Here is a 22,344-nt window from a genome sequence, read left to right as displayed (position 1 = left end):
GTGCTTTATCAAATCGCCCGGCGGTTGCGCCGTCCGGCTGCCGGGAGGTGTCGCAAAGTCCCCTCCATGGTACGCGCTATCAGGAGGCGGGGAGGGGACAGCCGCAGCGCTGCGGTGTAGCTCACTTCTTCCCCTGCATCTGATCCAGCAACTCATCGGCGCGGATGGCCTCGGGAGTAAAGCTGTTGTTCTCCCACCATGCCCAGATGGCGGCAGCGGTGGTCAGGCCAGCGGTCACCCACTGCTCCACGCTGGCGCTGTCGATGGGCAGCACCGGCTTGCCTGCTGCACTCAGCAGCTGATTGACGAGGGCCAGTGCCAGCACAACAGTGCGGGCGATGGTCGCGGCGGGGATGGCGGGGGTGTTGTTCCCAGTGATGTGTGCGTTCATATTGTCAGTTCCTTTCTTCAGTCGTGGATGGGTAAAGCGCAGGCTCTCTTGTACAATTCCGTACCGGTGCCGTTGCCGCCCATCACATGATAGGTCTTGTAGAGGTAATTCAGGTTGCGCAGGCCGTCGCGGGTGATGTACCCCAGCTCCATAAAACGGTAGCACTCGGTATAGATGCGGTCGTGCAGCAGGGCCAGCACCGCGTCCCACAGGGCCTTGATCTTGGGGATGGCGGCAAGGATCGCGCCGCCGATCAGAGCACAGAGCCACCCGGCCCAATACTCCGTGATAAACTGCCACATCGGTCTCACCCCTCCTCATCATCTTCCCACGCCTGCTGGATGCGCTGTCCGTTGTGACACACCGCATCCAGAACGGCATCTGCTTGGATATTGGATGCCAGCAGGGCCTTGTCTTGGGTATTCATGTTGTAGTACCCCGTGAACACCTCACCATCTGCCAGAGGCGCTGCTACGGTGATGCGGTCGATCTTGTGCTCTTCCAGTGTAGCTAGAACCTCTGAGAGCCAGGGTGCGTATGGTGCATCTGAAATCAGATAACTTGCCGTCGGTCTCACCCCCTGACCTGCCCCAGCCCGGCCCTCTGGATGATGGCAGCATAGTCCTTGTAGGCCACGCTCAGGTCTGCGCCCTTGGCGATGCCGGGAATCTTGCCGCTGCTGGTGTACTGCCACATCCCGAAGAGCCAGCCGGGGGAGGGCTTCTTGGTGCGATAGGCTGCCAGCCATACGTCGTAGGGCTTGAGGGCCGCGCCGCCCATGTAAAGGTTGGTCTGCCCGAAGTTCAGGCCGGTGTAGAGCATGGCGTACACGCCCCAGCTTTCCACCACGCTCAGGCAGTGGGTCACGATGTCGGTCAGGGCGGACTTGCTCAGGGCCGCCTGGAGCTTGTCCTCGATGTCCACAGCCACCGGCAGCTGGAAGGCTCTGCCGCCCAGCGCCTGCTTGAACAGGGCCAGCTCCTTGTCGGCCTGTGCCTTGGTGGTAGCCTTGAAGTAGCCGTACACGCCCACCGGGATGCCCAGGCGCTGGCACTCGGCGTAGTTGCGGGCAAAGAAGGGGTCGATGTATGGCTTGCTGGGCTTGCCCTCTTTGCTGTTGCCCATGGCCCGGATCATCACGCCGGAGATAAGGCCGCTGCGCTTCACCGCGTCCCAGTCAATGCTGCCTTGCCAGCGGGAAACGTCAAGTATTGTTCTGGGCATTGCTCTGCGCCTCCTTCTCGGCCAGCAGCTCGGTCAGCTCCTTGTACTCGTCATCAGTCAACTTGCTTGCGGCATAGAACACGTCCAGCTTGGTGCTCATGCCCTCCAGATTGCCGCGTTCGATCATGCGTTTACAGGTACGGTACAACATAGGTTTGTCCTTTCCGGGGCGCTGCCCCATCTTAAAATGTTATCATCCTCTTGGCAGAGGGTTTTACTCAGTGATCCCCAGCTCCAGCAGGGTCAGCCGGTAGGCCTGGTCAACGTTCAGCGCATCGGCATCTGCCTGGGCGCTCTCCACCGTAGCAAGCCGCTCCTCCAGTGTAGGGGTCGGCTTCGGTGCATCGGCAGGGTCTGGCTGCGTGCCAGCCTCCACCACAACGTAGGCCTCCGGCTGGTCGTCCATGCTCCACAGGGCCTCGCCCACGGCAGCCGCTGCATTGTGGGCGGTAATGGCTTCCACAACGGCAGAATAGGCATCACATTCTTCCTGCGTGATAACCGGCTTCGGGATTTTTGCTCCGGGTTTGATCTCCATTTGCGTTCACCTCACATCCAACGACCAAATGCAATCCAATGGACTTTTACTGTTCCACCAGAGGTGTTAATACGCATGCCGGTTGTACTACTGTCTTCAAAACCAAAATTATAGCTCTCAGGATACTGAGCATCCAGTGACCCAATAGGTGTATAATTTGTATTAGCAAAAGACACAGGAAAACCCACTCTCCCACCGTAATTGGTTCCCCAGCATATCTGCGTACCATCTGAAAATCTCACCCAGTTGCTGCCGCTGGCTGCTACTGCCGAAGCACCCGCCGGGCCCTGCGGGCCGGTCGCGCCTGTGGGACCTCTGGCTCCAGTTGCACCGGTAGGCCCTTGCGGCCCCTGTGGTCCAGTGGCTCCGGTTTCGCCCTTGGGGCCCTGCGCACCGGTATCTCCTTTGTCGCCCTTTGCGCCTTTCAGGCTGGCGATCCAGGCGGCTTCACTGCCGGTGTACCCCAGCTGAACAGCCAGCGCATAGGCCGACTGACCATCAAAGGCTCCGGCTTCCTTGGCCTGCTTCACGGCATTGGTGGCCGCATTGGCCGCGCTGGTGCTGGCTTTCTCTGCTCGGTCGGCATCGGCCTTTGCCGCCCCCGCGCTGGTAGATGCCTCCTCGGCCTTGGTGGCGGCGGTGGAAGCGCTCCCCGCAGCGGCGGTGGCCTGCTCAGTGGCAGTTTTTGCCGCAGCGGTGGCCGTCTTGGTGGAGACCGCTACGTCGTTCAGGGCCGCGGTGCGGGCCTGTGCGATGTTCTGCAAGGCGGTGCTGTGCTCCGTCTCCGTGTCCTGCAGGGCCCGCTTGGCGGCGGTCTCACTGGTCTTGGCTGCCTTCTCGCTAGCGGCGGCGTGGGTCTCACTCAGGGCTGCTGCGTCCTCGCTGGCTTTGGCGGCAGCGGCACTGCTGGTAGCTTTCTCCTCCAGTGCGCTGATGCGCTCCCGGGCAGCGGCCAGCAGCTCGTCGGTGGGGATGCCGGTCACACCGTCCCGCACGAGGCCGCAGAGCGCCTCGTCCAGCCGGGTGTCAGTGATCTGGCCCGTAGAGATGCTGATGGAGCCTGCCGGGCGGGTGATCTCGGCAAGGCAGAGGTCGTAGATCAGCTCGGTGCGGGAGATGGCCGGGGCCGTGGGTGTGCTGGATGCCGTGCCCTGCAGCACCTGCAGGCTGGCGGCTCTGGCACCGGCATCATAGCGCATGACGATGCGGTCGATGCGGGGGAGAGACGGGTCGGCCAGCGGCATGGTCAGGGTGTCGGCCTCCCGCTTGGTGATGGAGTAGCCGGTGAATCGGCTGGGGTGCACCCAGCCACGGCCCGCCCCCACGGTGACCTTCAGCCCGCCTGCGGCTGTCACCGGGAAGTCCTCATCTCCGCTGAACACGCCGCTGGTGAGGCCCGCAAGGTAGGCCGCCACATCTGCGGCATCGAAGTCGTAGCCGTTGGCGGGGTATAAAACGATTTTGCTCAAAAGATCATCTCCTTACAGCTTGCGCCAGACCGGCGTGCCCAGCCGCACGGTGCGGGTGGTGCTGTCGCTCTGGCTTTGGGTGATGACATCAGCCACCCGGACGGTGGCCTTGTAGCCCAGCTCCGGGATGGTGCAAAAGGCAACGTCACCGGGGGAAAGGCCCTCGGCATCGATGGTCAACTCAATGGAGCCGGTACGGAGCTGCTCCAGCAGTTTATTCGTGCCCCGGGCCATGAGCCGCTCGAGGTAGGCTTGGCTTTTGGTGGTCTCGCCCTTTTCCTCGTCCGGCTGCACGTCCCGAGCATCGACGTAAAGCTCCCGTCGGTCGGCACCGGTGGCATCCGTCAGACCCACAGTCACGGTGGCCCGGGCATCGCCCTCGCCAGCGCCCTGCACCACAGCAACGTTGGCGTAGTCGGAATCCCCGAAGGCCCACGCGGCCTGCTGCAGGTTGCCCCACTTTGTGCTGAACCTGTTGTTTGGGTCAGCGGTGGGCCGGTAGACCTCGAACAGCAGCTTCTTGTCTGCGTTCTTGCCTGTCAGCCGCACCCGGAAGCCCAGGTCGCAGGCCGCGCCGATGGTCATCAGGTAGTCCATGATACTGCCGCCGGAGGTCTGTGCAGTGTAGGTGGTGTCAAAGCCCACAGCAGCACCCAGCTCCAGCTTTGGCCATGGCTGCATTGCACTGACCAGTCTGCGCATGGCGGCTTCGGCGTTCTCATTCTTCACGATGCTGGTACAGACCCGCTTGGTGAAGATCCACGTCCCCGGGAAGCCGGTGACCACTAAGTTGCTGTCTTGATTCTCGTTGCTCCGGTGGCAAATGCGCATGGGCACATCGCTGTCACTGCGGCGCAGCCAGCGGCCCTCCCGGAGCAGGGACAGGTTCTCCTCGGTGAGTCTGACTTCCAGCGTGAACTCGCCCGCGGTGTTGTAGGGCTCGTCCCAGTAAAGGCTCACCCACACCTCTACCCGGCCCAGCCGGGCGAGGGTCAGCTCATCCAAAACATCCAGTGTCACGAGATCACCTCCGGCAGAATGCCCGAAACCATGGGATAAAAGCGCACCGTCACCTGCAGGCTGGTCTCGCCGCTGTCGGCAGTGGCCTTGAGCAAGTTGTCTCCCGGGGCCAGCTCCAGCAGGTCAGAATCTTCATCCAGCAAAGAAAAGATGTTCTCCTCCGTGCCGTCCTCTGTCCGCTTGACGGCCAGCTTGTCGGTGGTGGTGCGGTAGATCTCGATGACCTGCCCTGGGGTCAGGGTGGTCAGGATGCGGATGCTCTGGCCCGTGATGATGTTCAGCACGGTGGGGTTGACCACAGTGCCGTCGCTCTTGAGGGTGGCCGTGAAGGGCACCGCCAGCGCCCCGGGGTTATAGGCATTCAGCCAGCCGACGGAGGTGCGCACGCCGAAACGGTGGGGTGTGCTGTAGTTGATGGGCAGCCTGAAGCTGGGCACAAAGCCGTTGATGCAGAAGCTCTGGGCGGTCAGGTCGTACCAGAAGGGTTTCGGGCAGAAGAGCATGAAGGCCAACACCGGGTAGGGGTGGATGCTCTTTGTGTAGGGGGTCTTGGAAAGCACGAAACGACAGAAGAATTTATCCTCGAAATACATTGTGCCGCTGGTGAAATAGGGCAGCTTTTCCAGCAGTAATTCCGCATCCGCATCGCCGTGGGAGCTGTGGCAGTGGATGATGAGCTCACGGCTCACCCCGGCCACGCTCTGGCGCTCCACGCTCACGCCCACCTGGTTCACGCCCTGTGCGGTCTGCACGTCCACGTCTACGCCATTGATGGGGTCGAGGGAGTAGGGCGTGCCGTAAGCCCACCCGATGTCGAGAGTGGCCCCGGCATCCGTGACCAGCTGCAAATGGTCTTTTCTGAATGGCATTGTGGAGCCCTCCTTTCATCGTTTCTGGGCCTTGGCCCGGTCGGCTTCCCAGCGGGCTTCCCGCTGGAGGTCTGCCGCCGTCTGGGCCTTGGAGTAGATATTTTGGATGATGTTGGTGTCACCCTCCCGGTGGTAGTTGTTGGCGGCTGCGGCCACCTGTGCCGTGCCGGATGCGGCCACAGACCGGCTGATGGCCATGTTGTCACTGAGGACAAGGCTGTTGGCCTGCCGCACCATCTCGGCCAGCTTGCTGTTTGCGGCCAGCAGGGCCTCGGTGTTGGCCTCCACAGCGTCGGTCAGGTCTTTGTCCGGGGTGGGGGCTGTCGGCGTGGTGGAGCCAGGTTTTGTGCCTGTGGTGGTCTTAGCGATGTCATCCAAACTGCGCTCCACCTTTGTCTGGAGGCCATCCACATAGGTGGTCACGGTCTTGTAGGAGCGCTCCACGCCGTCCACCAGCTTCGTGCCTGCCTCGGTGACGGTCTTGGTCACCCGCTGGGTGATCTTGCCGGTCTCGTCCTGCAGCTTCTCTGTGAGCACCTTGGTGGTCACGGTGCTGCCGTCGGCACTGGTGGTCTTGCTGGTGTCGGTCATGCTCTCGATGACCTTCTGGGAGTTGGTAGACGTGCCGGAGCTGCTGGGGTTGTTGATGGCTTCCTGCTGCTTCTTCCGCTCGGCCTGCCGGGCCTTGCGGTCGGCAGCGATTTGGTTGGCATAGTCCCAGGCGGGGTTACTGACATAATCGAGCGTACCGCCATAGAGCCACGCCACCTTGTTGTACATCCAGATCAGGCCGTTGATGAGGACGACGAAACCCTCGATGCCCGCCGCCACGATGCGCATCAGGCCCTCGAAGATGTAGCTCATAAAGTCCTCGACACCCGCCCAGACGGACTGGAAGCCGTTGGCAACGTTTTTATTGGTGCCGCTGAAGTTGATCAGCGCACCCGCCAGCATCCCGATGAGGGAGATGACAAAGAGGATGGGGTTTGCGTCCATGGCCACATTCAGGGCGGTCTGCCCGGCTGTGGCGCTGGCCGCTGCCGGGACGAACTGTGCCACCAGACCCATGGCCAGATTGGCGAGGTTCCCGAACACGCCGCCCAAAGCGCTGCCCAGCTGGTTGAGCGCCCCCATGGCCACGCTCTGGATCTGCGCCTGCTGTTCCTTGGTGCAGGCCTGCCAGAAGTAGGAAGCGGCCCACAGGCCCAGGCTCTCGAGGTCGCCATCCTTGAGGGCCGTTGCCAGCGTCTCGATGGCCCCCAGCGCATCTGTCTGGATGTCGGCCTGGATCTGCGCCCATCCCTCGTCCAGCTTGGTGCGGAACTGCTCCGTGATGGTAGCTCCTACGGTAGCAAAATCCGGCCCGTTGGTGGAGAGGGTCTGGGCAATGCTCTGGATGGCCTGCTCTGCCGCCGGTGCACCGGTGTTGATGCCGTTGACAAGGCCCTGCGTGACGTTTTCGCCGATCTCGGTGAACACCTTCGAGGGCGAGTGGATGCCCAGCAGATTCTTGACGGTGGAGACCAGCCCGTTGACCTTGCCCCTGACGTTGGACACGAGGGTGTCCCACATCCCGGTGATGCCGTTCAGCAGGCCGTTGACGATGTTCTCGCCGATGTGGCCCCATTCATCCATGCTGCCGTCCCACACGCCGGTCAGCTTTGCGATGCAGGCGAGGGCGGCTTCGCCCAGGTTCTCGATGCTGCGGATGATGCCGTCTACCAGAGTGGTCAGCAGGGCCGCGCCACAGTTCAGCAGATCTGGCAGATGGGAGATCAGCGCGGCAGAGAACTTTGCGGTCAATTCCGCCGCTGCTGTGATCAGCTGGGGCAGGTTGTCGGTGATGCCGATGATGAGCTGTTCCAGCAGCTGGATGCCCGCGTCCATCAGGTCTCCTGCATGGTCTGACAGATAATGGGTGAACTGAACGATGACCTTTGTGGCACTGTCAATCAACGAGGGAAGGTTATCAACGATGCCCTGTACCAGAGCAGCCATCACACCGGCAGCAGCATCAAGCATTGCAGGTGTAGCTGCTACGATATCCTCTGCAAGCTGAACGATGATCTCTGTGCCGGAGGTTGCCAGCCCCGGCAGCTGCGCAGTCACGCTGGCGGCCAGATCGGAGATGATCTGACCCGCTGCCTGAAGCATCGCCTCGGGGCCACCCTCAGACAGGGCCTTTGTCAGGGTAGAGAAGCATTCGGAGCCCCACTTGGCTGCCTCGTTCAGGCTGGGCTCCAGATAGTCGTAAATACCCAGCTGCAGGCCCTCCAGGGCGCTCTGCATGATGGTGACGGAGCCCTGCAGGTTGTCCAGCTGTGTCTCTGCCATCTGGGCCATAGCGCCGGAGTCACCGGCTGCCTCGCCCGCTGCGTCGATCTGCTGGGCCAGTGACTCCCACTGCTCACCCTGCGCCGCCAACAGGCCGTTGACGGCTGCGAGGTCGGTCTTGTTGAACAGCGCGTTGATGACGCTGTCCTTCTGCCCCTGTGTCAATCCAGCCAGAGAGCCGCTCAGGTCGGTCAGGATGTCGTCCAGGCCGCGCATATTGCCCTGCGCATCGTACACCTGCAGGCCCAGCTGCTCCATGAGCTTGGTGGCATCATCGGTGGGGGACTGCAGGGACAGTATGATGTTGCGCAGGTGCGTGCCGCCCTCTGCGCCCTTGATGCCGACGTTTGCCAGCAGGCCCAGGGCGGTTGTTAGCTCCGTGGTGCCGCCCTTCAGATTCGCGGCGGTGCCGCCCACTGTCAGGATGGCTTCGCCCAGCTGACTGACGTTGGCGTTGGCTTTGCTGGCCGCCTTGGCCAGTTTGTTGCCGAACTCGTCCACATTCTGCTTGTTGGCCTCGAGGTTCAGCGAGGCCATAGCATCGGTGACCAGATCGGACGCATAGGCCAGATCCATGCCGCCCGCTGCGGCCAGGTTCAGGACGCTGGGCAGCACCTCAGCAGCCTTGTTAGCATCGTAGCCAGCAAGCGCCAGATAGTTCAGAGCGTCCGCTGCCTGTGTAGCAGTGAACGCTGTAGTGCTGCCCATCTCCTTGGCCTTGTCCGTCAGGCTCTGGATCTGATCCACACCCACGCCCATGGTGGCGGCCACCTGGGACATGGAGGACTGGAAGCTCATGCCGACACCGACAGAGGTTTTTGCCAGCGCTGTCAGCTTTCCGGTAGCAGCTTGCGTCAGCCCGGAGATCAAATTGCCTGCGGCTACCGACATCGCGCTCAGGCCCTTATTAAAGCCGCTTGCGTCCAGCCGGGTATCGCCGGTAATACTGTAGTCCGCCACTGTGTCCACCTCTCATTCGGAGCACGGGCACAGGGGCACAGGCTGTTATAACTTGATTTCTATCTCCCGCTTACATGCGGGGTTCTTACATTTCACCCACAAACCGTGGGCGCAGGCTTCGGGAGCCGCCCACACGGGCAGCGCTCTGCCGCAGAAGGGGCAGGGCACCGGGGCGCGGGAATCAACCGAAGCGGTCGAGGAAAGCGTCCTCGTGCTCTTGCAGGGTTTCGCGCCGCTTCACCCCCTTCAGCCCATCCGGCAGGGCAAAACGCTCTTTCAGGGTCTCGTAGTAGTCCCGGTCGGCTCTGTCCATATCGGAGGTATCCTTGCCCCGGATCTCCACGATCTTGCCCAGCGACGTTTCCGGCGGCAGGGCATGAAGCAGTGCTTTGAAGCGCCACCAGTGCACCTTGTCAGCGGTCAGGTCGATGCCGTAGGCCTGCTGAAAGGCCCCCACGATGTAGTCAGCATCGCACCGGTAGTCCAGCACAGGCTCGTCCTGTGGGTCGCTGCTGCTGCCAGTCCCGGTGCGCTCCTCGTCCTCGGGGCCGCCGCCCTGGCAGAAGCGCACCAGAGATTCAAAGGCTTCCTGGTACTGCACTCCGGGCACCGGCTCTACAAAGAACCGCTGAACGGCTTCACAAATCATCCGGGCGCTGTCCTCGTCAGTCTTGGCGCGGCGGGTGCGGATCAGCAGCCAGATCATGGGCCGGAAGTCAGGGTCGATGGCGCGGCCCTCCCACTCGGTGGGCAGGGTGTCCGTCAGCAGGTCATGCATTGTCCAGTGCCTCAAGCTCTGCCTTCAGCTGGGCACGGCGGGCGGCCTTTGCCGCTTCCTGTGCTCGGAAATCCACCACGGCGGGATGTGCCTTGACTGCGGCCCGGCGCTGCTCACGGTTCATGGGGGCAGGGATGGCCTGTGCTGCCGAAACCTGTGCTGCCGAAACCTGTGCTGCCGAAACCTGCGCCCGCTCCTCGGTGGGGTGGATCAGCGCGCTGGCACTGGCCTTTTCTGCGGCCATGGCCTCGGCAAAGGCCTTGCTGACCGTCAGGCAGGCGTTGAAGTTGCTGCCGTCCAGCCCCAGCTTCTCAGAAGCACCCTCGCCCAGAACTTCGTCCAGGTAGTCCATAAAGATGCGGCACTGGAAGCGCAGCCAGGCAGGGTAATCGCTCTCGGGAGTGTAGCGGCTGCCCTCCGTCCGAGCACGTTCCTGCTGCCGGGTCTGTGCAGCCAGCATCCGATCCACGTCGTTGGCGTTCAGGGTGGAAAAATCAAATTCAATGCCGTTGATGATCATGGAAAATCCTCCTGTTACAAAAAGGGCCCCCGTTCACCGGGGAACGAGGGCTGTGTGGTGTTGTTATCAGACCTTGGCAGCCTTGGTGGACTGCGTGTCGGCCTGAGTCAGGGTCAGGTAGTTGAACTCAGCCGGAACGCCAACACCCTTCACGTCGCAGGCAAAACCTGCGGAGTTGCTGGCGGAGCCGCTTGCATCGGAAGTGACGATAAAGGCAGCTGCGCCCTTCTCGCCCTTGCCGGTCTTTGCGCTGAAGTAGATATAAGGGAAAACCACCTCAGTGCCGGAGCCGAACTTGATCTTGTGGGAGAGCAGGAAATCCTGCGCAGGGTCGCCCACGCAGCGGTTACCGTTCAGGGAGAAGGTGCGCTGGGTCTCGCCCTTCTCGGTGACAGTGCCTGCGCGGATATAGGCCACGTCCTCGGTGGAAGCGTTCAGGGCACCGGAGTGCTCCTTGACACGCTCTGCAAACACGACCCAGTCGCTCTCCTTGGTCTGGGTGGAGGCATCGGTCTGGATTGCAAAGATGAAGTCATCGGCTTTTTCGGTGCCGGTGTAGTCCGCGCTGGGCACGATGCCCTTCTTGGTCTTGAGCGCGGTCAGGGTTTCGGAAACAGTCATAGGGTTATCTCCCTTCCTGATAGTATTGAAGTTGAAGCTGAATTTGGAATCGGCAGGTGTTGGCATCCTGGTTCAGGATGTACCCCGGGGAAAGGCACACCACAGCCTCTGCCTTTTTATCACCTGCCAGCTTGGGCAGATTCTGCGCGGAGGTCTGCGTCTCCACCCAGTCGGCGAAGTCGTCCCAGAAGGAGCTGTTCGCGGCCTGCTCCACCACGTTCTGGGTGTAGCTCATCCGAGAAGCCAAGACGTAGTTCTTGGCCCTCAAGCTGCCCCTGATGTACTGCTCCAGAATCGGCGCGGTCGGGGTGCTCTCCAGGGAGAACTGACAGGGCTCTGCGCCCAGATAGTCGATGGAGAACGCCACATCGCCGTCGTTCAGAGAAGCGGCAAGCGGGCAGGAGGCCAGCCATTCCAGCATGGCCTGAATGTCGGGGGTCTTGGTTTCGTTCATTTCAGCTCCTTCTGCGCCCTGGCCTTGACAAAGGAGATGAACTCCTGCCCGTGGTCATTGACACAACGTTCGCCCCAGTGGGGGCCTCGTCCGTCCTCCCGCACGCCCCGGCCACAGGGCAGCCGGTAGTACTGGGCGGCGGCGTAGGGCGTGGCCTGCACGATCTGCCCACTGCCGAGAACGGTATGATCGTTCGTGCTGCCTGCCAGAGCGCCGGTGCGCAGGGGGATGTATGGTTTTACCAGCCGGACAAATTCGCCGTCGGCCTCCTTCTGGAGCCGTTCAAAGGCTTCTGTGTACTGCCCGGCGAGGTCTGCTTTCCAGCAGATGCCGAGGTTCAGGTTGCCCTTCTGCCCCAGCTTGACATCTGCGGGCTGGTTGATCTTCAGCAGAGGGTTGGCCATCAGCTCACCTCCACATACCAGTGAGGGCAACGTCCGCTGCGGTTGTCCTGGACGCACGTTACCGTCCCGGTGCGCCCGCTTGGTAGAAGCACCTTGTCCTCCAGCGCTACTGTCCACCGACGGTCCCGGAGCGCGGCCTCTGCGGCCTTGAATGCCTCGGGGGTGAGGAACGTGCTGCCAGCCGGATTGGGGCTCTCAGCAGCCCCCTCCGGGGCTGCTGTGGTGTGGCCGGGAAAGATGCAGAACGAAGTCTGCTCCTGCCGGGCAAAGCCGGGGGTCTCTACGTGAGCGCTGCTGACTTCACGACAGCTGACACCGGACAGTACTGTGGTGTAGCTCTTGCTCACAGTGCCCTTGCGGATGATGTGAGTGATGGTGACAGTCTGGTCTGCGCCGAGAGGCTTTCGCATCGGTTGACCTCCCTTCAGCGTCTGCGGGGCGGGTGGTACACGCCGCCCTGGTACAGCATCCAGCGGGTAACCGGGGCGCTCAGGGTCTGCTCCACGATCTGCTGCTGCCGTGCGCCGAGGTAGGATTGCATATCCAGCCCGGATGCATAGCTCTCAGTGTACCCGTGGTTGCTGACGTTGGTCACACCGTCCCAGCTGGCGCTGACCTCTTCTGAGAGGGCCACCAGCCGGGCCTGGCACAGGGCCAGAAGCTCTGTCTGCTCCGGCTCAGCTGCGATGCTGGCGCACCAACGTGTAGCGTTCTCGATGAAGAGCGCCGCGTCGATGGCCATTGGCGTGAACTGCGGCTCAGTCAGACTGCTGTCTGGGTACTTCTCCTTGAAATCGGAGTAGGTCAGCCAGCTGTCCATAGGTTACGCCTCGGCAAAGTTCGCCTTGGGAATGGTGATCTTACCCATGCGGACGTTCTTGTGGTCAAACTTCAGCTTCCAGTTGGTGGAAGTGGTGAACTCTGCGTCGGTGGGGGTCTCCTTAGCAATCTTATCCGCGTCGAAGCTCAGACCGTTGGGGTGCAGGATGAAGGCGCGGTTGTTGTACAGGATGTCCGTACCGCCTGCCTTGGCTGCATCGTACTCGGTGGTGTCCGGGGAGATGACCTTGGGGTTTGCGGTCAGAACGGAACCCTGACCCAGCAGGAAGGTGTTGTAGTTGGTGCCGTCATCGGTGCCGCGGTCGTTCTCGATGACGACCAGGCCGTTGATGGTGGGCAGGCTGACTTCCTTCTGGAGCACATTGGTGATGGTGTACTTGTTGTAGTTCAGCAGGCCCAGCTTCTTATACTCGGCCATGATCTTGGAGTGCACCACCAGCAGGCCGAACTTGCCGGAGAAATCGCCCAGGGCGCTCTGCTGCACGTCGATCAGCTGGTTTGCGGTCACGCCGCCGGTCTTGACGGTCAGAGAGTGGTTCTCCAGGCCGGTAACGCCCAGAGCGGCGTTGACCAGCTTGACCAGCAGGCCCTGCTTGTACATGCGCCAGTAGCGGCCAGTGTTGCGGGCCACAGCAGCCATAGGATCAGCCGCGGTCAGCTCACGGGTCAGCTCGGTGGCTTTCCAGGCCTTCATGCGGTCGATACGAATCCAGCTCTGCTTGCCGCCGGAGATCTCGGTGGGCACGTTGTCGGCCACGCCGTCGCGCACCAGAGGAGCGTCCTGATCGGGGTCGAGGGGGTTGTAAAAGCGGATGGTACCCTGCACGCCGCCGTTGTCCAGGGCGGAGGCCATGCTCTGGTCGTTGGCCAGAATGCCGGATGCAAGGATGGAATCGGAGAAGGTGGCCTCCTGATCTACGAAGCCCTGATAGACCTCGGGGTCAAACGGGAAGCCGCCAAAAGTGCCGGTGATAGGCATAGCTCATTACCTCGTTAGTGTCGTGCAGCCCTCACCAGTGTGGAGAGCTGCTGGAAAAGCGCCGGGTTGCGGGTGCGCAGGGCCATGCGCTCGGCACCGGTCATCTGGAGAAACTCCTGCAGGGTGGGCTGTGCACTGCCACCCTGGCTGCGGGGCTTCGGGACGATGATCGGGTTGCCCTGGGGCTCGTTGCCCGGCTGCGGTTCGGAGCCGCTATCCTGCGGGGCGGGGGAGCCCTGCTGGAAAAGGTACGGCTTGCGGGATTTGAGATCAGCGAATGCCTGCTTGACATCCTCCGCCTGATTCTTGCTCTCACGCAGTGTAGCTCTGTCCGGCAGCAGCTGGATCACGTCCGCCTCATCCAGAGCGCCTGCCTCCCGGGCAGCGCTGCGTAGCACGTTGTTGAATGCGTACTCGGCAGCCTGGGTGTTCAGCTGGTTTGTCAGGTTGGTGATCTGACTGCGCAGGTCGTTGACATCCACGCCCTCAAAGGCGGCCAGTCCCTGCTGAGCGGTGGCCAGCTGCGCCTGCAGGCCCTGTACAGTGGCCTGGTAGGTGGCTGCGTCCTGCCCGTGCAGGCGCATGATCTCGTTGATCTGCTCCTCGGTCAGACCTTCGATGGCTCTCAAATCATCACGTTTCATGGTTTTACCTCCCGGAGGGCGTACAGCAGATGTTTCGCGCTGCCGGTCGCGGTGCCCTCTGCGCCGCTTATACACCGGGCGCGTGGTGTAATCTGGGATTATCGTATCACAAACCAGGGGCCCAAAACGTTACGACTTGAGCGCTGCGTACCTGAAACAAAGCATACAAAAATTCCTATAAACCCTACGCGGGCGGGCATCAAGCGTGCCCTCGCGTGTATGTATTCTTATTTTCTTCTATTCAGGGTCAGGATAAGAGTTTGAGTAGACATTGTATGTTTTGGCCTGAAAACCCGCATGAACACTCACTTTTTCGTGACTACAAAGTTTGTATTGCGCTGAATGTTGCGACAAGCTAGAATTTTGTTGCAACCGTATACAAGCAAAACGCCCCGCGCCGGGAGGTTTGTCCTCTTCAGCGCGGGGCGTTTTGCGGTGTAGCGGTCACTCCTCGTCCGGTGCGAGGATAAGCTGGGAGCCGTCCGGGAGGATGAACGCCAGCTTTGCGCCGCAGAGGGCGGCGGCCTTGGCGAGGTCTCTGGCCGACCAGCTGTCCCGTCTCAGCTTGTTGCTCATGGCCTGCGGGGTGGTCATCCCGAAAGCGGCGGCGAAGGTGTTCTGGTCGGTCTCGGTCAGCTCCAGAAGAGCCTTTACTCGGCTTGATGTGGTCATCTCGGGTCACTCCTTTCTGCCACAAGGATATGACTTGCCGGGGCAAAAGTCAACAACAAAAAGAAATTAAAAAATAAATCAAAAACAACTTGACTTTGTTTCCGCGCAGAGGTAACATACAGCCACCGAAAGGGTTTTGGGATAAAAATAACGGAGGAAAACGAAAAATGAGATGTGATGATTGGGCATCCGCAGCGGCGCTGTATGACGGCGGCTGGCGGGCAGAAGACCGGGACGAGCTTGTAGCGGAGTACGACCTCTCCGAAGAAGAGGCAGACGCAATCTGCGAGGATCTCCGCAGGATGGATGAGAAGGAGGATTGAACCATGAAGAAAGATGAACTGCGCCGCCACCTGGGCACCGTAACCCTCGGGCTGGATACTCAGTGGGGCCTCATGCACCGGCAGGACTTGGATGACAGCACTCGGGTGGCTGCCGCTGGGCAGTATCAGGGGATGCTCTTCACCATCACTGCTCTGGGCGGTGATTGGCTGCGGGATGACAACAACAAGCATCGGGTGTTCCTGATGGGCGAATCCAGCCGGGACACCGACGAGTACAACAGCAAGGAGGACTGAACCATGAAAGAGCGTGCATTGACCTACGAGGAGTTCATCGCACTGGCCAAGGCAAACTATACCAAGGGCGGCGATGGCTACGTCGAGTGCTGGGATGACCGCACCTTCACCTACTTCGTGAAGGAGTTCGGGCCCATCACCAAGACCCAGGCGCTGCAGATGTTCGCTGCGGCATTCGACGAAGAGAAGGAAGAACGGGCAATCGCCCAGGCAGCTGCGAAAGGAGAATGGTAACCATGAAGAAGCTGAACATCACTTACGACACCGCAGAGATCGAGAACGGTGAGAAGATCGTCGGGGAGACCTGCTACACCGTCACAATGCAGGACGCGCTGGCCGAGCAGCTGCTCCGTGACCCCGGCTCCTGCGGGGCCATCGATATGGCCCACCTCGAGTTCCTGCTCCAGAGCGTGGAGATCCTGCAGGGCCGGAGATTCGTGGACGGCAGCATCAAACACTATGAACTGGTAAAGGAGGGCTGATCTATGAAAACAAGCGCATTCAACCGCATTTATGCGGAAGCCCAGCACGTCAATATCCAGAGCAGCGAGTGGTTCAACTTCGCCGGATTCTTCTGGATGCAGTGCACCGAGCACCAGCTGTCGAAGATGCGGGAGCTGCTCCGGGCACAGGGTTGCAAGACCGTGCAGAAGGACGATGGTGTGTGGTTCGCATTGGACAACGGCATTCTGATTAAGGCAAATTGAGGAGGGCTGATCTATGAAGAAAGTCAACTGGAAGGTGTACGGCGAAGCGCTGGCTGCACTTCAGGCGCAGTTCTCTGCGGAGGACGGCATCCAGATCCACAACTGCAACTTTGCTCGGCAGGGTACCCCGGTGAAGATGGGTGTCCAGTGGGCCTCCCTCGGAACCAAGAGCCCGGAGGAGGCTGCCGAGTATGCAGACCGGATTCTGGATGCTGCCATGGCGGCAGAGCACTTCGTGTATAACGGCTACGTGGTGGACTATAAGGGAGGCGATCAGTGATGCGTGGATTCCGTGCGGAGATGGGCGGTCAGTTCTGGCACGAGGGTCAGGCTGAGCGGCGCGGTCACTGGTTCGCATACCATTCAATCGGTAGGGATGTATAAGGGGTGAAATGATGGAATCTTTACATTTTAAGGTCGATTCGCCTGCAAACTTTGTTAAGCTGGCCTGTACAATTCTTTTTGAGCGAAAAGAAGAACTGGTGAAGGAGTACGGCTCAGTTTGGCATGATGTGTTTGACGGGAAATCTGGGGATCAGCGTTTTCAGCAGTTCATGGAAGAACTATTCCCGGATGGATGTACCATCGGAGAACGGGAGCTGAATCGGCTGACGGATCAGGCGATTCGGTTTTTGAAAACAGATACGGTTTGCCTCGACTTGAAAGCGGGATACGACAAGATGCGGTTTACTTTCTGGGTGTACTTCATTCCAGAGCATAAGGTTTATCCGTGTCAGTTTTCACAGCACGAAGAAACCGTCATTGATATACTGGTTAATTTTTTCGGCGTGAATGTGCAGAAGTATAGCGTGGATAGCTTGCAAAAATTTATACTTGGCGCATTTCAGATTCAGTCCAATAATACTTCTGTGCGAGCCATTGCTGATGATTCTGCGTATATTCAGCGGACGGTGTATTATAGGGCTGATGGGTTACGCAGAGCCGGTAAATAAGTAACAGAAAAGGCCCGTAGGCGTTTAACCTACGGGCCTTTTCTACTGTCATCACGAAACACATCTTGATGAGCCGCACATTGAGTTCGTATGTGCGCGTTATGGAGGTGCATTCCTTCAGGGCGTTTTCGATGTTTTATTTATCGGACTTTCTCGAGCTCGCCGGTTTCGATGTTCACAAAATATTCGGCCAGCACAGTTCCGCTGCCCAGCATCTTTGCGTCGTGCTCTTCCTTGGCAACGTACTCCTGTACGGTTACGTCCAGGTCGCCGCCCATCACCATGATTTTGGTGGTCGTGTTGTAGTTGAAGTTAACGATGAAGTGAATCTCGCTGTCGTCCGTGAAATATTGCTTGTAGTAGTCCAGGGCATACTCGCTCATGTCGATGTTCTCTGCGATCAGCGAAATACGCCATTTCCCGGTGGTATCATTCCGGACTTTATCCGCTCTAAAGCTGATGCCATCCAGCGGCGAGGATTCTGTGCTGGCGGGTTTTGCCTCTGGTGCGGTGCTCTCGGCCACGGAACTGGCCGGGACGCTGGATGCCACGCTGCTTGCAGTGCTGGAAGCGCTGCTGCCACAGGCGGTCAAGCTGACGGCCAGCGCGAGCAGGACGATGCCCGCCTGGACATGGTTCTTGATTTTCATAGGGTGAGACCTCCTTTATTCTGGCCTGAAGTATAACACGGCCTTTTCAGAAAGTCCAGCACGACTCATTTTCTCGCCTGGGCTGCTGCGCTGGAGGCCTCGCTGCGGCCAAAGCCGGGCACGCTTTCTCGCAGCTGATACTGCTTGAGCCCGGTCTGCTGGAGGAAGTCCTTCAGCTTGTCTCGAGAGGCCGCCAGCTTGGCCGCTGCGGCCTTTTCTGTGTCCTTCTGGCCGCTTTCCTTGGCAACCAGAAAGGCCCGTTTCTCGGCCCTGATCTGGCGCTCCTGGGCACGCTGCATCTGGGTTGCTTTGTACCGTCCGATCTCCTTGCCGTTGTAGGATACAGTAGCTGCGTTGATTGCGGCCAGCCTCTCGGGCGTGTAGCTTCGCACACTTGCGCCCTCCCAGTACATGCTCCAGTTGTGAGCGCAGTTGGCCCCCATAAAGCCGCGCACGTCTCCGTAGCCGATGTCGTCCAGTGAGAGGTAGCCGTGCTTGCCGCTCCGGCTGACAATCTGGCCCTGCCACCAGCTGTGGTTTGTCAGGTTCTGCCCGCCGTCCCCGGTGCGCGCACCGACGTGGGCATCCAGCTCCATCAGGTCGCACTCCAACTGATCCGCGTTAAAGCGGGTGATCTCTCCGGCGGTTTGGTTGATACCGGTGCGGGTGGCCCGAAGAACCACCACGTCCAGACTGTCCATGTGGCCGCTGGGATAGGTGATGGCCCCCACGCCCTTGGCCGCCAGCTCGTTGAGCGCCCGCCTGGCAGAATCGTCCGAGCTGAACGCTCCGCTGACGGCATCGGCGTGGGCCATGTCGAGGTAATACGCCAGCTGCCGCTGGGTGGTCTCCACCATGTTCTGGTTGCCCATCACGGCCCGGGTCTGGGTCAGATTGTACAGGGTGTTCATGGTGCGCCGATAGCCGCTCTGGATGATCTGCTGTGCCTCTTCGCTCTCGCCAAGAGGGGCCAGAGAGCGGCCTGCTGCGGCTGCATCCTGCACGTCGATGCCGTAGGCCTGTTTCATTGCCTGGGCAAACACAGCGGCCTCCTGGGGCCCCAGCTGCTGCACGATGGCCTGCATCTGCTGGAGGAGGTATGCACGGCTGGCTCCCAGCGCCTGGGCGCGGTAGCTTTGCCATTGTGCGGTTGCCGTAACGCTGCCGGTCTTGACGATCCGGCGCACCATGTCACGCAGGATGCGCTCGCTCAGCTCGTCCCACGGTGCTGCCATGAGCCCGGCATAGCCGTTGACCTCGTCCGGTGTCAGCATGGGTGCACCTCATGCTTGCCGCCTGTCTGGGTCACCGTGAAGCCCAGAAGCTCGGCGGTGTGTACTGCCTCGTGATACTGGCCCCACACAGCGGGGTCTCGCAAAATGCGGGCGTTGGCTGCCAGAAAATCCAGCCGGTCAGCTGCCTGCGCCATCCGCTCGGCCTGCAGGGCCCTATTGGTTTTAGCCGTCGCCATTGTCCAGCACTCCCTTCAAGATATCCGCAGCCCCGGCCTCCTGCTGAATGGCCCGCACTGCCTGTGTAGCGGTCTCCTCATCTTCACCAAAGAAGTGCATCCGGTACTCTGCCTTGCTGCGGAGACCCATGCTGACCTCCTGCTGCCACTGGGCCATCTCGGTGAGCCGGTCGAGGATGATGCTGTCATCCCACTTGAAGGCAATGTTCAGCTTGCCCTTGCCCGGCGCTCCGGGGATGTGGTCGGCCCAATAGTCTAAGGCACTGATCAGCCCTCGCAGCGCGTCCTCCAGTGCTGCCTGAAGGTCGGACACCGTGGCGTACAGCTTCTGCTTGCTGTTGACAATCTCGGTGGCGGTCTTTTCTACGTCCGCTACCTGCGAGATCACACCAAAGCTCAGGCCCGCATGGCTTTCCACGTTGCGCAGATACTGGTTCAGACCGGTCAGGTAGCTTCCGTCCCGCAGGGCGGGGGAGAACACCTGATAGAAAGGGGTGCTGTCGGTGATGCCGGTGTTGACGTTGATGCCGTGGAACAGCCGCTCTCTGTGGTGCGGGGCAGTGTGGTCAATGGCTTCCGGCGGTACGCCGTATTCCTTCAGCGCCTGCGCCTTGGAGAGCTGCTGCCCGGTGGCGCTGGGCTTGAGGAACTTCTCGTCGGTGTCCACGGCCAGTTCTCCGCCCTCGTACTCCCAGTCCAGCCGGGTGTACTGCTCGTCGGCATCAATGATCTGCCTGCGGGCGGGCTCGAACACGGCAGCCCCCAGCTCACTATCGGGATCAACGCTGTTGACGATAGGGGTCACGAAATAGCCCACGGGCAGCGTCTCCTGCCCGGTCAGATAGGCTACGGGCTCGATCTCGTCCCACTCCGGGCGGATGCTCAGATCCTCCGGGCTGCCGAGGCTGTCCTGGGTCGCACTGCAGAAGGCAAGGTTTACCACCTTGATGCAGGGAAACTGTGTAGGTGCTGCGAGGTCATAGTCCTCCAGTTGCGCCAGCTCGGCATCTCGCAGATCCTGTCGGCGCTCCAGAACGTGCATCCACTCCAAACGGTGGTAGTAGCTGTCGTCCTCCTGGATGGTGTCGATGAACACGCCCTCGGTCAAACTGCCCTCGACATCGTGGGCGACCGGGAAGTACCGGGTTGCGTTTGCAAAAGAGATGCCCAGCTTGTTGCCGCTCTGGTAGGGTTTCCAGATGCCGCTGCCCAGGGCCAGCGCCACCGTAAAAATGCGCCGTTTGCGGGGCGTGAGCACCCGCTGCAGCCGGGTGTTGATCCAATCCGCGCGGTCACTGCCCTCCACTGTGGCTTCCAGCTCGAGTGTCGTCAGCCGGGCCAGCTCGGCGCAGATCAGCGCGGGCAGGTCGAGGGTCAGGGTCTCCGGGTTCTTGTCCAGCGGCAGGCCGTTGATGGCTGCATCGTACCAATCCTCGATAGCCCGCTGCATCCGGTCAGTGACAAGGGTCTTGCAACCGATGATATTCTCAATATCTGCGTGGTTTATCATGCGTTTTGAACACCTCTCTTTTGCCAGACGGGCTCCATGGCGTAGCGTGTCATATCGATGCTGTGGTTCGCTGCATCAACATACCCCGGCATCACGTCGCCGGTCTTTTTGTCGATGGCGTACTCATACTCGGAAAACTCCCGGGCCGTCCACGGACAGCGCTGGGGGTCAATGACGATCTTTGCGCGGCTTTGCAGCCACTTCATGCCGTCGGTGACGGACGTGCCGCCGTGTGCTGCGTACTTCCGGCAGCCCCGCAGCCGGTCAAAGCCCAGATCGCGCAGTGTAGCGATTGAGCGATTGGCCGCACTATCGCCGATGATCTCGTCGTGCAGGTGTCGGCGCAGTGCCTCGGCCAGCTGGGCATCGGTCTCCTTCTGCGCCCTGTGCTCCTCGAAGATGTACAGGGTCTGCTGGGCGTGCTGATAGGCCATGCCGCCAAAGTGGTTCGGGTCGGGATACCAGCCGAAGTCCAGGCCGTAGTAGCGGCGGTCGAAGCCTGCGATCTCCTCACTGGTGATGGGCCGCAGCTCCAGATTCTCAAACACGGCAGTGCCACAGCCCACCACCTCGCCCAGATACTCGTGGGCGTAGGCCACCGGGTCGCGCTGCTTCAGGGTCTCTGCGTCATCGTAGAAGCGGGGGCCCAGCCACTCGGGCGGGGTGGTCAGGTAGGTTGTGTGATGCCGGAACTGCTTCGGCTTTGCCTCCCGCTTGTACCGGTTGACCCAATGCCGCGCCATGGCGGGGGAGTTGAAGGTCTTGAAAGAAAAGCTGAAGGGGCCACCACGGAACACCGACTGCTCTACGTTTCGTATCTCTTCGGGCCCATCGTATTGGTCGAACTCCTCAAAATGCATCACACCGAAATAGCCAAACGGAACAGCGATGGATTTCAACTTGCCAGGGTCGTCCAGACCGTAGAACTGGATGGTCTGCCCGGTGGGAACATAGGTCAGAGTGTACGGCTTCTTGGTCTGCTTCCAGAGATGCCGGATGCCCATCCGGTCAATCACGCGGTTGTACTCCGGCCAGACGCTGGTGGCAATGGTGTTGCCGACCTTGCGCAGGACGACCGCGTGGATGTTCGGCACCCGCATGACGAGTAGCACCACTTCGGTGGCTGCAAAGGTGGACTTCAAGCTGCCGCGTCCACCATCGCCCAGATACTCGTTATACTCACCTGACCAGATGGCGGTGTGGGCGGCGTAGTATTCAGGGATGATCAGGCTGCTGAGTTTCAGTTGCTGCTTGAGCAGGTTTGGGGGCTGCCGTCTTTGGTATGTCATCCACGAACACCACCTTTCCATCGTAGCCGCGCAGCTCTGGGTGCTCGCTCCAGTGCTCGGGGTCACGGTTTTTCAAAAAGAAACACATTGCGCCCAGGTCTCCGCTCTGGGCTTTCTTGAACAGGGCATTCTCCACGCTGGCCAGCGCGGCCTCTGCACCTACGCTGATTGCCTTCTTGATACGCGGGTCTTGAGTGCACCAGCGCCGGAAAGTGCGCACCGGTACGCCGATCTGCTCGCAGATCTCCGCCTGCGTCAGGCCGTGCATTGCCAGCCGCTGCAGACGCAGCAGTCCGCTGGGGCTGTTCCATTTTCCGATTTGGGATTCTCGTGCCAAGGTTTCACCTCCGTATGAGAAAACGGCGCACACTGGTTCCACTCTGGAGGAACCCTACGGGCGGAGGATGACCCGAGTGTGCACCGTTTTGGCTATGAAAAATGCCGGGGCGGGAAAGGAGTAGAAAACCGG

33 protein-coding genes are annotated in these 22,344 nt (G+C 60.6%); 7 read left to right on the top strand and 26 right to left on the bottom strand.

From position 1 onward, the window contains the following. Positions 1-121: 121 nt before the first annotated feature. From MTP42_RS08905 to MTP42_RS08810, 20 genes are all read right to left on the bottom strand, one after another. Complete coding sequence (locus MTP42_RS08905; RefSeq protein WP_249257162.1) at positions 122-391, bottom strand: phage holin; 270 nt, start codon at positions 389-391, stop codon at positions 122-124. Positions 392-408: 17 nt separating this feature from the next. Next, entirely contained in the window at positions 409-693 is a 285-nt protein-coding gene (locus MTP42_RS08900; protein WP_097770017.1) for a hypothetical protein, read from the bottom strand. Positions 694-698: 5 nt separating this feature from the next. Next, positions 699-968 (bottom strand): hypothetical protein, encoded by a 270-nt coding sequence (locus MTP42_RS08895; protein WP_249257161.1) that lies wholly within the window; start codon positions 966-968, stop codon positions 699-701. Then, positions 965-1,615 carry a GH25 family lysozyme gene (locus MTP42_RS08890; RefSeq protein ID WP_249257160.1) on the bottom strand — a complete coding sequence of 217 codons (651 nt, stop codon included), beginning with the start codon at positions 1,613-1,615 and terminating at the stop codon, positions 965-967. The genes MTP42_RS08895 and MTP42_RS08890 overlap by 4 nt, the downstream gene beginning before the upstream one ends. Beyond that, positions 1,596-1,742, bottom strand: a complete 147-nt coding sequence (locus tag MTP42_RS08885) for a hypothetical protein (RefSeq protein WP_249257159.1) — start codon at positions 1,740-1,742, stop codon at positions 1,596-1,598. Before MTP42_RS08885 ends, MTP42_RS08890 begins: the two co-directional genes overlap by 20 nt. Before the next feature lie 87 nt (positions 1,743-1,829). Further along, positions 1,830-2,153 (bottom strand): hypothetical protein, encoded by a 324-nt coding sequence (locus tag MTP42_RS08880; RefSeq protein WP_249257158.1) that lies wholly within the window; start codon positions 2,151-2,153, stop codon positions 1,830-1,832. Between the two features lie 11 nt (positions 2,154-2,164). Further along, positions 2,165-3,622: a hypothetical protein gene (locus MTP42_RS14665; protein WP_269076661.1), complete on the bottom strand. Its 1,458-nt coding sequence runs from the start codon at positions 3,620-3,622 to the stop codon at positions 2,165-2,167. Positions 3,623-3,634: 12 nt separating this feature from the next. Beyond that, positions 3,635-4,642, bottom strand: coding sequence for a siphovirus ReqiPepy6 Gp37-like family protein (locus MTP42_RS08870; protein ID WP_249257157.1), 1,008 nt, complete (start codon positions 4,640-4,642; stop codon positions 3,635-3,637). Then, complete coding sequence (locus tag MTP42_RS08865) at positions 4,639-5,511, bottom strand: phage distal tail protein (RefSeq protein WP_249257156.1); 873 nt, start codon at positions 5,509-5,511, stop codon at positions 4,639-4,641. The genes MTP42_RS08870 and MTP42_RS08865 overlap by 4 nt, the downstream gene beginning before the upstream one ends. Positions 5,512-5,526: 15 nt before the next feature. Then, the gene (locus tag MTP42_RS08860) at positions 5,527-8,805 is read right to left on the bottom strand and encodes a phage tail tape measure protein (RefSeq protein ID WP_249257155.1); all 3,279 of its coding nucleotides are present in this window, start codon (positions 8,803-8,805) and stop codon (positions 5,527-5,529) included. A gap of 181 nt (positions 8,806-8,986) precedes the next feature. Further along, positions 8,987-9,583 (bottom strand): Gp15 family bacteriophage protein, encoded by a 597-nt coding sequence (locus tag MTP42_RS08855; RefSeq protein WP_207684144.1) that lies wholly within the window; start codon positions 9,581-9,583, stop codon positions 8,987-8,989. After that, entirely contained in the window at positions 9,576-10,103 is a 528-nt protein-coding gene (locus MTP42_RS08850; RefSeq protein WP_249257154.1) for a DUF6673 family protein, read from the bottom strand. Before MTP42_RS08850 ends, MTP42_RS08855 begins: the two co-directional genes overlap by 8 nt. A 66-nt stretch (positions 10,104-10,169) precedes the next feature. Further along, the gene (locus MTP42_RS08845) at positions 10,170-10,724 is read right to left on the bottom strand and encodes a phage tail tube protein (protein WP_207684142.1); all 555 of its coding nucleotides are present in this window, start codon (positions 10,722-10,724) and stop codon (positions 10,170-10,172) included. Between the two features lie 4 nt (positions 10,725-10,728). Next, positions 10,729-11,178, bottom strand: coding sequence for a hypothetical protein (locus tag MTP42_RS08840; protein WP_117533262.1), 450 nt, complete (start codon positions 11,176-11,178; stop codon positions 10,729-10,731). Beyond that, entirely contained in the window at positions 11,175-11,582 is a 408-nt protein-coding gene (locus MTP42_RS08835; protein WP_207684141.1) for a hypothetical protein, read from the bottom strand. The genes MTP42_RS08840 and MTP42_RS08835 overlap by 4 nt, the downstream gene beginning before the upstream one ends. After that, positions 11,582-11,992 carry a hypothetical protein gene (locus MTP42_RS08830; protein WP_207684140.1) on the bottom strand — a complete coding sequence of 137 codons (411 nt, stop codon included), beginning with the start codon at positions 11,990-11,992 and terminating at the stop codon, positions 11,582-11,584. The genes MTP42_RS08835 and MTP42_RS08830 overlap by 1 nt, the downstream gene beginning before the upstream one ends. A gap of 14 nt (positions 11,993-12,006) precedes the next feature. Further along, the gene (locus MTP42_RS08825; RefSeq protein ID WP_207684139.1) at positions 12,007-12,402 is read right to left on the bottom strand and encodes a hypothetical protein; all 396 of its coding nucleotides are present in this window, start codon (positions 12,400-12,402) and stop codon (positions 12,007-12,009) included. A gap of 3 nt (positions 12,403-12,405) precedes the next feature. Then, positions 12,406-13,401 carry a hypothetical protein gene (locus tag MTP42_RS08820; RefSeq protein ID WP_207684138.1) on the bottom strand — a complete coding sequence of 332 codons (996 nt, stop codon included), beginning with the start codon at positions 13,399-13,401 and terminating at the stop codon, positions 12,406-12,408. A gap of 14 nt (positions 13,402-13,415) precedes the next feature. After that, on the bottom strand, positions 13,416-14,045 hold the full coding sequence (locus MTP42_RS08815) for a phage scaffolding protein (protein ID WP_249257153.1): 630 nt from the start codon (positions 14,043-14,045) through the stop codon (positions 13,416-13,418). Between the two features lie 444 nt (positions 14,046-14,489). Further along, on the bottom strand, positions 14,490-14,717 hold the full coding sequence (locus MTP42_RS08810; RefSeq protein WP_207684136.1) for a hypothetical protein: 228 nt from the start codon (positions 14,715-14,717) through the stop codon (positions 14,490-14,492). Positions 14,718-14,884: 167 nt separating this feature from the next. Here MTP42_RS08810 and MTP42_RS08805 point away from each other — a divergent pair, with 167 nt between their 5' ends. From MTP42_RS08805 to MTP42_RS08775, 7 genes are all read left to right on the top strand, one after another. Continuing rightward, positions 14,885-15,040: a hypothetical protein gene (locus MTP42_RS08805; protein WP_207684135.1), complete on the top strand. Its 156-nt coding sequence runs from the start codon at positions 14,885-14,887 to the stop codon at positions 15,038-15,040. Positions 15,041-15,043: 3 nt separating this feature from the next. Continuing rightward, the gene (locus tag MTP42_RS08800) at positions 15,044-15,295 is read left to right on the top strand and encodes a hypothetical protein (protein WP_117533255.1); all 252 of its coding nucleotides are present in this window, start codon (positions 15,044-15,046) and stop codon (positions 15,293-15,295) included. 3 nt (positions 15,296-15,298) lie between these two features. Next, positions 15,299-15,529 (top strand): hypothetical protein, encoded by a 231-nt coding sequence (locus tag MTP42_RS08795; protein WP_207684134.1) that lies wholly within the window; start codon positions 15,299-15,301, stop codon positions 15,527-15,529. Positions 15,530-15,531: 2 nt separating this feature from the next. Further along, on the top strand, positions 15,532-15,777 hold the full coding sequence (locus tag MTP42_RS08790; protein WP_207684133.1) for a hypothetical protein: 246 nt from the start codon (positions 15,532-15,534) through the stop codon (positions 15,775-15,777). Between the two features lie 3 nt (positions 15,778-15,780). Continuing rightward, entirely contained in the window at positions 15,781-16,002 is a 222-nt protein-coding gene (locus MTP42_RS08785; protein ID WP_207684132.1) for a hypothetical protein, read from the top strand. A 13-nt stretch (positions 16,003-16,015) separates the two neighbouring features. Beyond that, positions 16,016-16,282 (top strand): hypothetical protein, encoded by a 267-nt coding sequence (locus MTP42_RS08780; protein WP_249257152.1) that lies wholly within the window; start codon positions 16,016-16,018, stop codon positions 16,280-16,282. Between the two features lie 112 nt (positions 16,283-16,394). Next, on the top strand, positions 16,395-16,955 hold the full coding sequence (locus MTP42_RS08775) for a hypothetical protein (RefSeq protein ID WP_207684130.1): 561 nt from the start codon (positions 16,395-16,397) through the stop codon (positions 16,953-16,955). 140 nt (positions 16,956-17,095) lie between these two features. On the opposite strand, the gene MTP42_RS08770 is transcribed toward MTP42_RS08775, so the two are convergent. The 6 genes from MTP42_RS08770 to MTP42_RS08745 all read right to left on the bottom strand — a co-directional run bounded on the left by MTP42_RS08770 (position 17,096) and on the right by MTP42_RS08745 (position 22,212). After that, complete coding sequence (locus tag MTP42_RS08770) at positions 17,096-17,605, bottom strand: hypothetical protein (protein ID WP_207684129.1); 510 nt, start codon at positions 17,603-17,605, stop codon at positions 17,096-17,098. Positions 17,606-17,670: 65 nt separating this feature from the next. Then, a complete protein-coding gene (locus tag MTP42_RS08765; RefSeq protein WP_249257151.1) occupies positions 17,671-18,879 on the bottom strand; it encodes a phage minor capsid protein in 1,209 nt (402 codons plus the stop codon). Next, positions 18,873-19,076 carry a hypothetical protein gene (locus MTP42_RS08760; protein WP_207684127.1) on the bottom strand — a complete coding sequence of 68 codons (204 nt, stop codon included), beginning with the start codon at positions 19,074-19,076 and terminating at the stop codon, positions 18,873-18,875. The genes MTP42_RS08765 and MTP42_RS08760 overlap by 7 nt, the downstream gene beginning before the upstream one ends. Continuing rightward, the gene (locus MTP42_RS08755; protein ID WP_249257150.1) at positions 19,063-20,586 is read right to left on the bottom strand and encodes a phage portal protein; all 1,524 of its coding nucleotides are present in this window, start codon (positions 20,584-20,586) and stop codon (positions 19,063-19,065) included. The genes MTP42_RS08760 and MTP42_RS08755 overlap by 14 nt, the downstream gene beginning before the upstream one ends. Next, a complete protein-coding gene (locus tag MTP42_RS08750; RefSeq protein ID WP_181967220.1) occupies positions 20,583-21,875 on the bottom strand; it encodes a PBSX family phage terminase large subunit in 1,293 nt (430 codons plus the stop codon). Before MTP42_RS08750 ends, MTP42_RS08755 begins: the two co-directional genes overlap by 4 nt. Further along, the gene (locus MTP42_RS08745) at positions 21,802-22,212 is read right to left on the bottom strand and encodes a helix-turn-helix domain-containing protein (RefSeq protein ID WP_117533246.1); all 411 of its coding nucleotides are present in this window, start codon (positions 22,210-22,212) and stop codon (positions 21,802-21,804) included. The genes MTP42_RS08750 and MTP42_RS08745 overlap by 74 nt, the downstream gene beginning before the upstream one ends. Positions 22,213-22,344: the final 132 nt, after the last annotated feature.

Source organism: Faecalibacterium sp. I2-3-92, from assembly GCF_023347315.1.
Classification (GTDB): Bacteria; Bacillota; Clostridia; order Oscillospirales; family Ruminococcaceae; genus Faecalibacterium; species Faecalibacterium duncaniae.
Note: the sequence above shows the minus strand (reverse complement) of the source record. Positions and strands in the feature narration are given on the sequence as shown.

Coding starts and splice junctions, on each gene's coding strand:
- MTP42_RS08775 (WP_207684130.1), top strand. CDS start 16,395: ATGATGGAATCTTTACATTTTAAGGTCGATTCGCCTGCAAACTTTGTT.
- MTP42_RS08820 (WP_207684138.1), bottom strand. CDS start 13,401: ATGCCTATCACCGGCACTTTTGGCGGCTTCCCGTTTGACCCCGAGGTC.
- MTP42_RS08880 (WP_249257158.1), bottom strand. CDS start 2,153: ATGGAGATCAAACCCGGAGCAAAAATCCCGAAGCCGGTTATCACGCAG.
- MTP42_RS08885 (WP_249257159.1), bottom strand. CDS start 1,742: ATGATCGAACGCGGCAATCTGGAGGGCATGAGCACCAAGCTGGACGTG.
- MTP42_RS08845 (WP_207684142.1), bottom strand. CDS start 10,724: ATGACTGTTTCCGAAACCCTGACCGCGCTCAAGACCAAGAAGGGCATC.
- MTP42_RS08825 (WP_207684139.1), bottom strand. CDS start 12,402: ATGGACAGCTGGCTGACCTACTCCGATTTCAAGGAGAAGTACCCAGAC.
- MTP42_RS08890 (WP_249257160.1), bottom strand. CDS start 1,615: ATGCCCAGAACAATACTTGACGTTTCCCGCTGGCAAGGCAGCATTGAC.
- MTP42_RS08770 (WP_207684129.1), bottom strand. CDS start 17,605: ATGAAAATCAAGAACCATGTCCAGGCGGGCATCGTCCTGCTCGCGCTG.
- MTP42_RS08795 (WP_207684134.1), top strand. CDS start 15,299: ATGAAAGAGCGTGCATTGACCTACGAGGAGTTCATCGCACTGGCCAAG.
- MTP42_RS08850 (WP_249257154.1), bottom strand. CDS start 10,103: ATGATCATCAACGGCATTGAATTTGATTTTTCCACCCTGAACGCCAAC.
- MTP42_RS08815 (WP_249257153.1), bottom strand. CDS start 14,045: ATGAAACGTGATGATTTGAGAGCCATCGAAGGTCTGACCGAGGAGCAG.
- MTP42_RS08900 (WP_097770017.1), bottom strand. CDS start 693: ATGTGGCAGTTTATCACGGAGTATTGGGCCGGGTGGCTCTGTGCTCTG.
- MTP42_RS08780 (WP_249257152.1), top strand. CDS start 16,016: ATGAAGAAAGTCAACTGGAAGGTGTACGGCGAAGCGCTGGCTGCACTT.
- MTP42_RS08750 (WP_181967220.1), bottom strand. CDS start 21,875: ATGACATACCAAAGACGGCAGCCCCCAAACCTGCTCAAGCAGCAACTG.
- MTP42_RS08765 (WP_249257151.1), bottom strand. CDS start 18,879: ATGCTGACACCGGACGAGGTCAACGGCTATGCCGGGCTCATGGCAGCA.
- MTP42_RS08755 (WP_249257150.1), bottom strand. CDS start 20,586: ATGATAAACCACGCAGATATTGAGAATATCATCGGTTGCAAGACCCTT.
- MTP42_RS08785 (WP_207684132.1), top strand. CDS start 15,781: ATGAAAACAAGCGCATTCAACCGCATTTATGCGGAAGCCCAGCACGTC.
- MTP42_RS08840 (WP_117533262.1), bottom strand. CDS start 11,178: ATGAACGAAACCAAGACCCCCGACATTCAGGCCATGCTGGAATGGCTG.
- MTP42_RS08855 (WP_207684144.1), bottom strand. CDS start 9,583: ATGCATGACCTGCTGACGGACACCCTGCCCACCGAGTGGGAGGGCCGC.
- MTP42_RS08790 (WP_207684133.1), top strand. CDS start 15,532: ATGAAGAAGCTGAACATCACTTACGACACCGCAGAGATCGAGAACGGT.
- MTP42_RS08760 (WP_207684127.1), bottom strand. CDS start 19,076: ATGGCGACGGCTAAAACCAATAGGGCCCTGCAGGCCGAGCGGATGGCG.
- MTP42_RS08905 (WP_249257162.1), bottom strand. CDS start 391: ATGAACGCACACATCACTGGGAACAACACCCCCGCCATCCCCGCCGCG.
- MTP42_RS08865 (WP_249257156.1), bottom strand. CDS start 5,511: ATGCCATTCAGAAAAGACCATTTGCAGCTGGTCACGGATGCCGGGGCC.
- MTP42_RS08800 (WP_117533255.1), top strand. CDS start 15,044: ATGAAGAAAGATGAACTGCGCCGCCACCTGGGCACCGTAACCCTCGGG.
- MTP42_RS08810 (WP_207684136.1), bottom strand. CDS start 14,717: ATGACCACATCAAGCCGAGTAAAGGCTCTTCTGGAGCTGACCGAGACC.
- MTP42_RS08830 (WP_207684140.1), bottom strand. CDS start 11,992: ATGCGAAAGCCTCTCGGCGCAGACCAGACTGTCACCATCACTCACATC.
- MTP42_RS08835 (WP_207684141.1), bottom strand. CDS start 11,582: ATGGCCAACCCTCTGCTGAAGATCAACCAGCCCGCAGATGTCAAGCTG.
- MTP42_RS08805 (WP_207684135.1), top strand. CDS start 14,885: ATGAGATGTGATGATTGGGCATCCGCAGCGGCGCTGTATGACGGCGGC.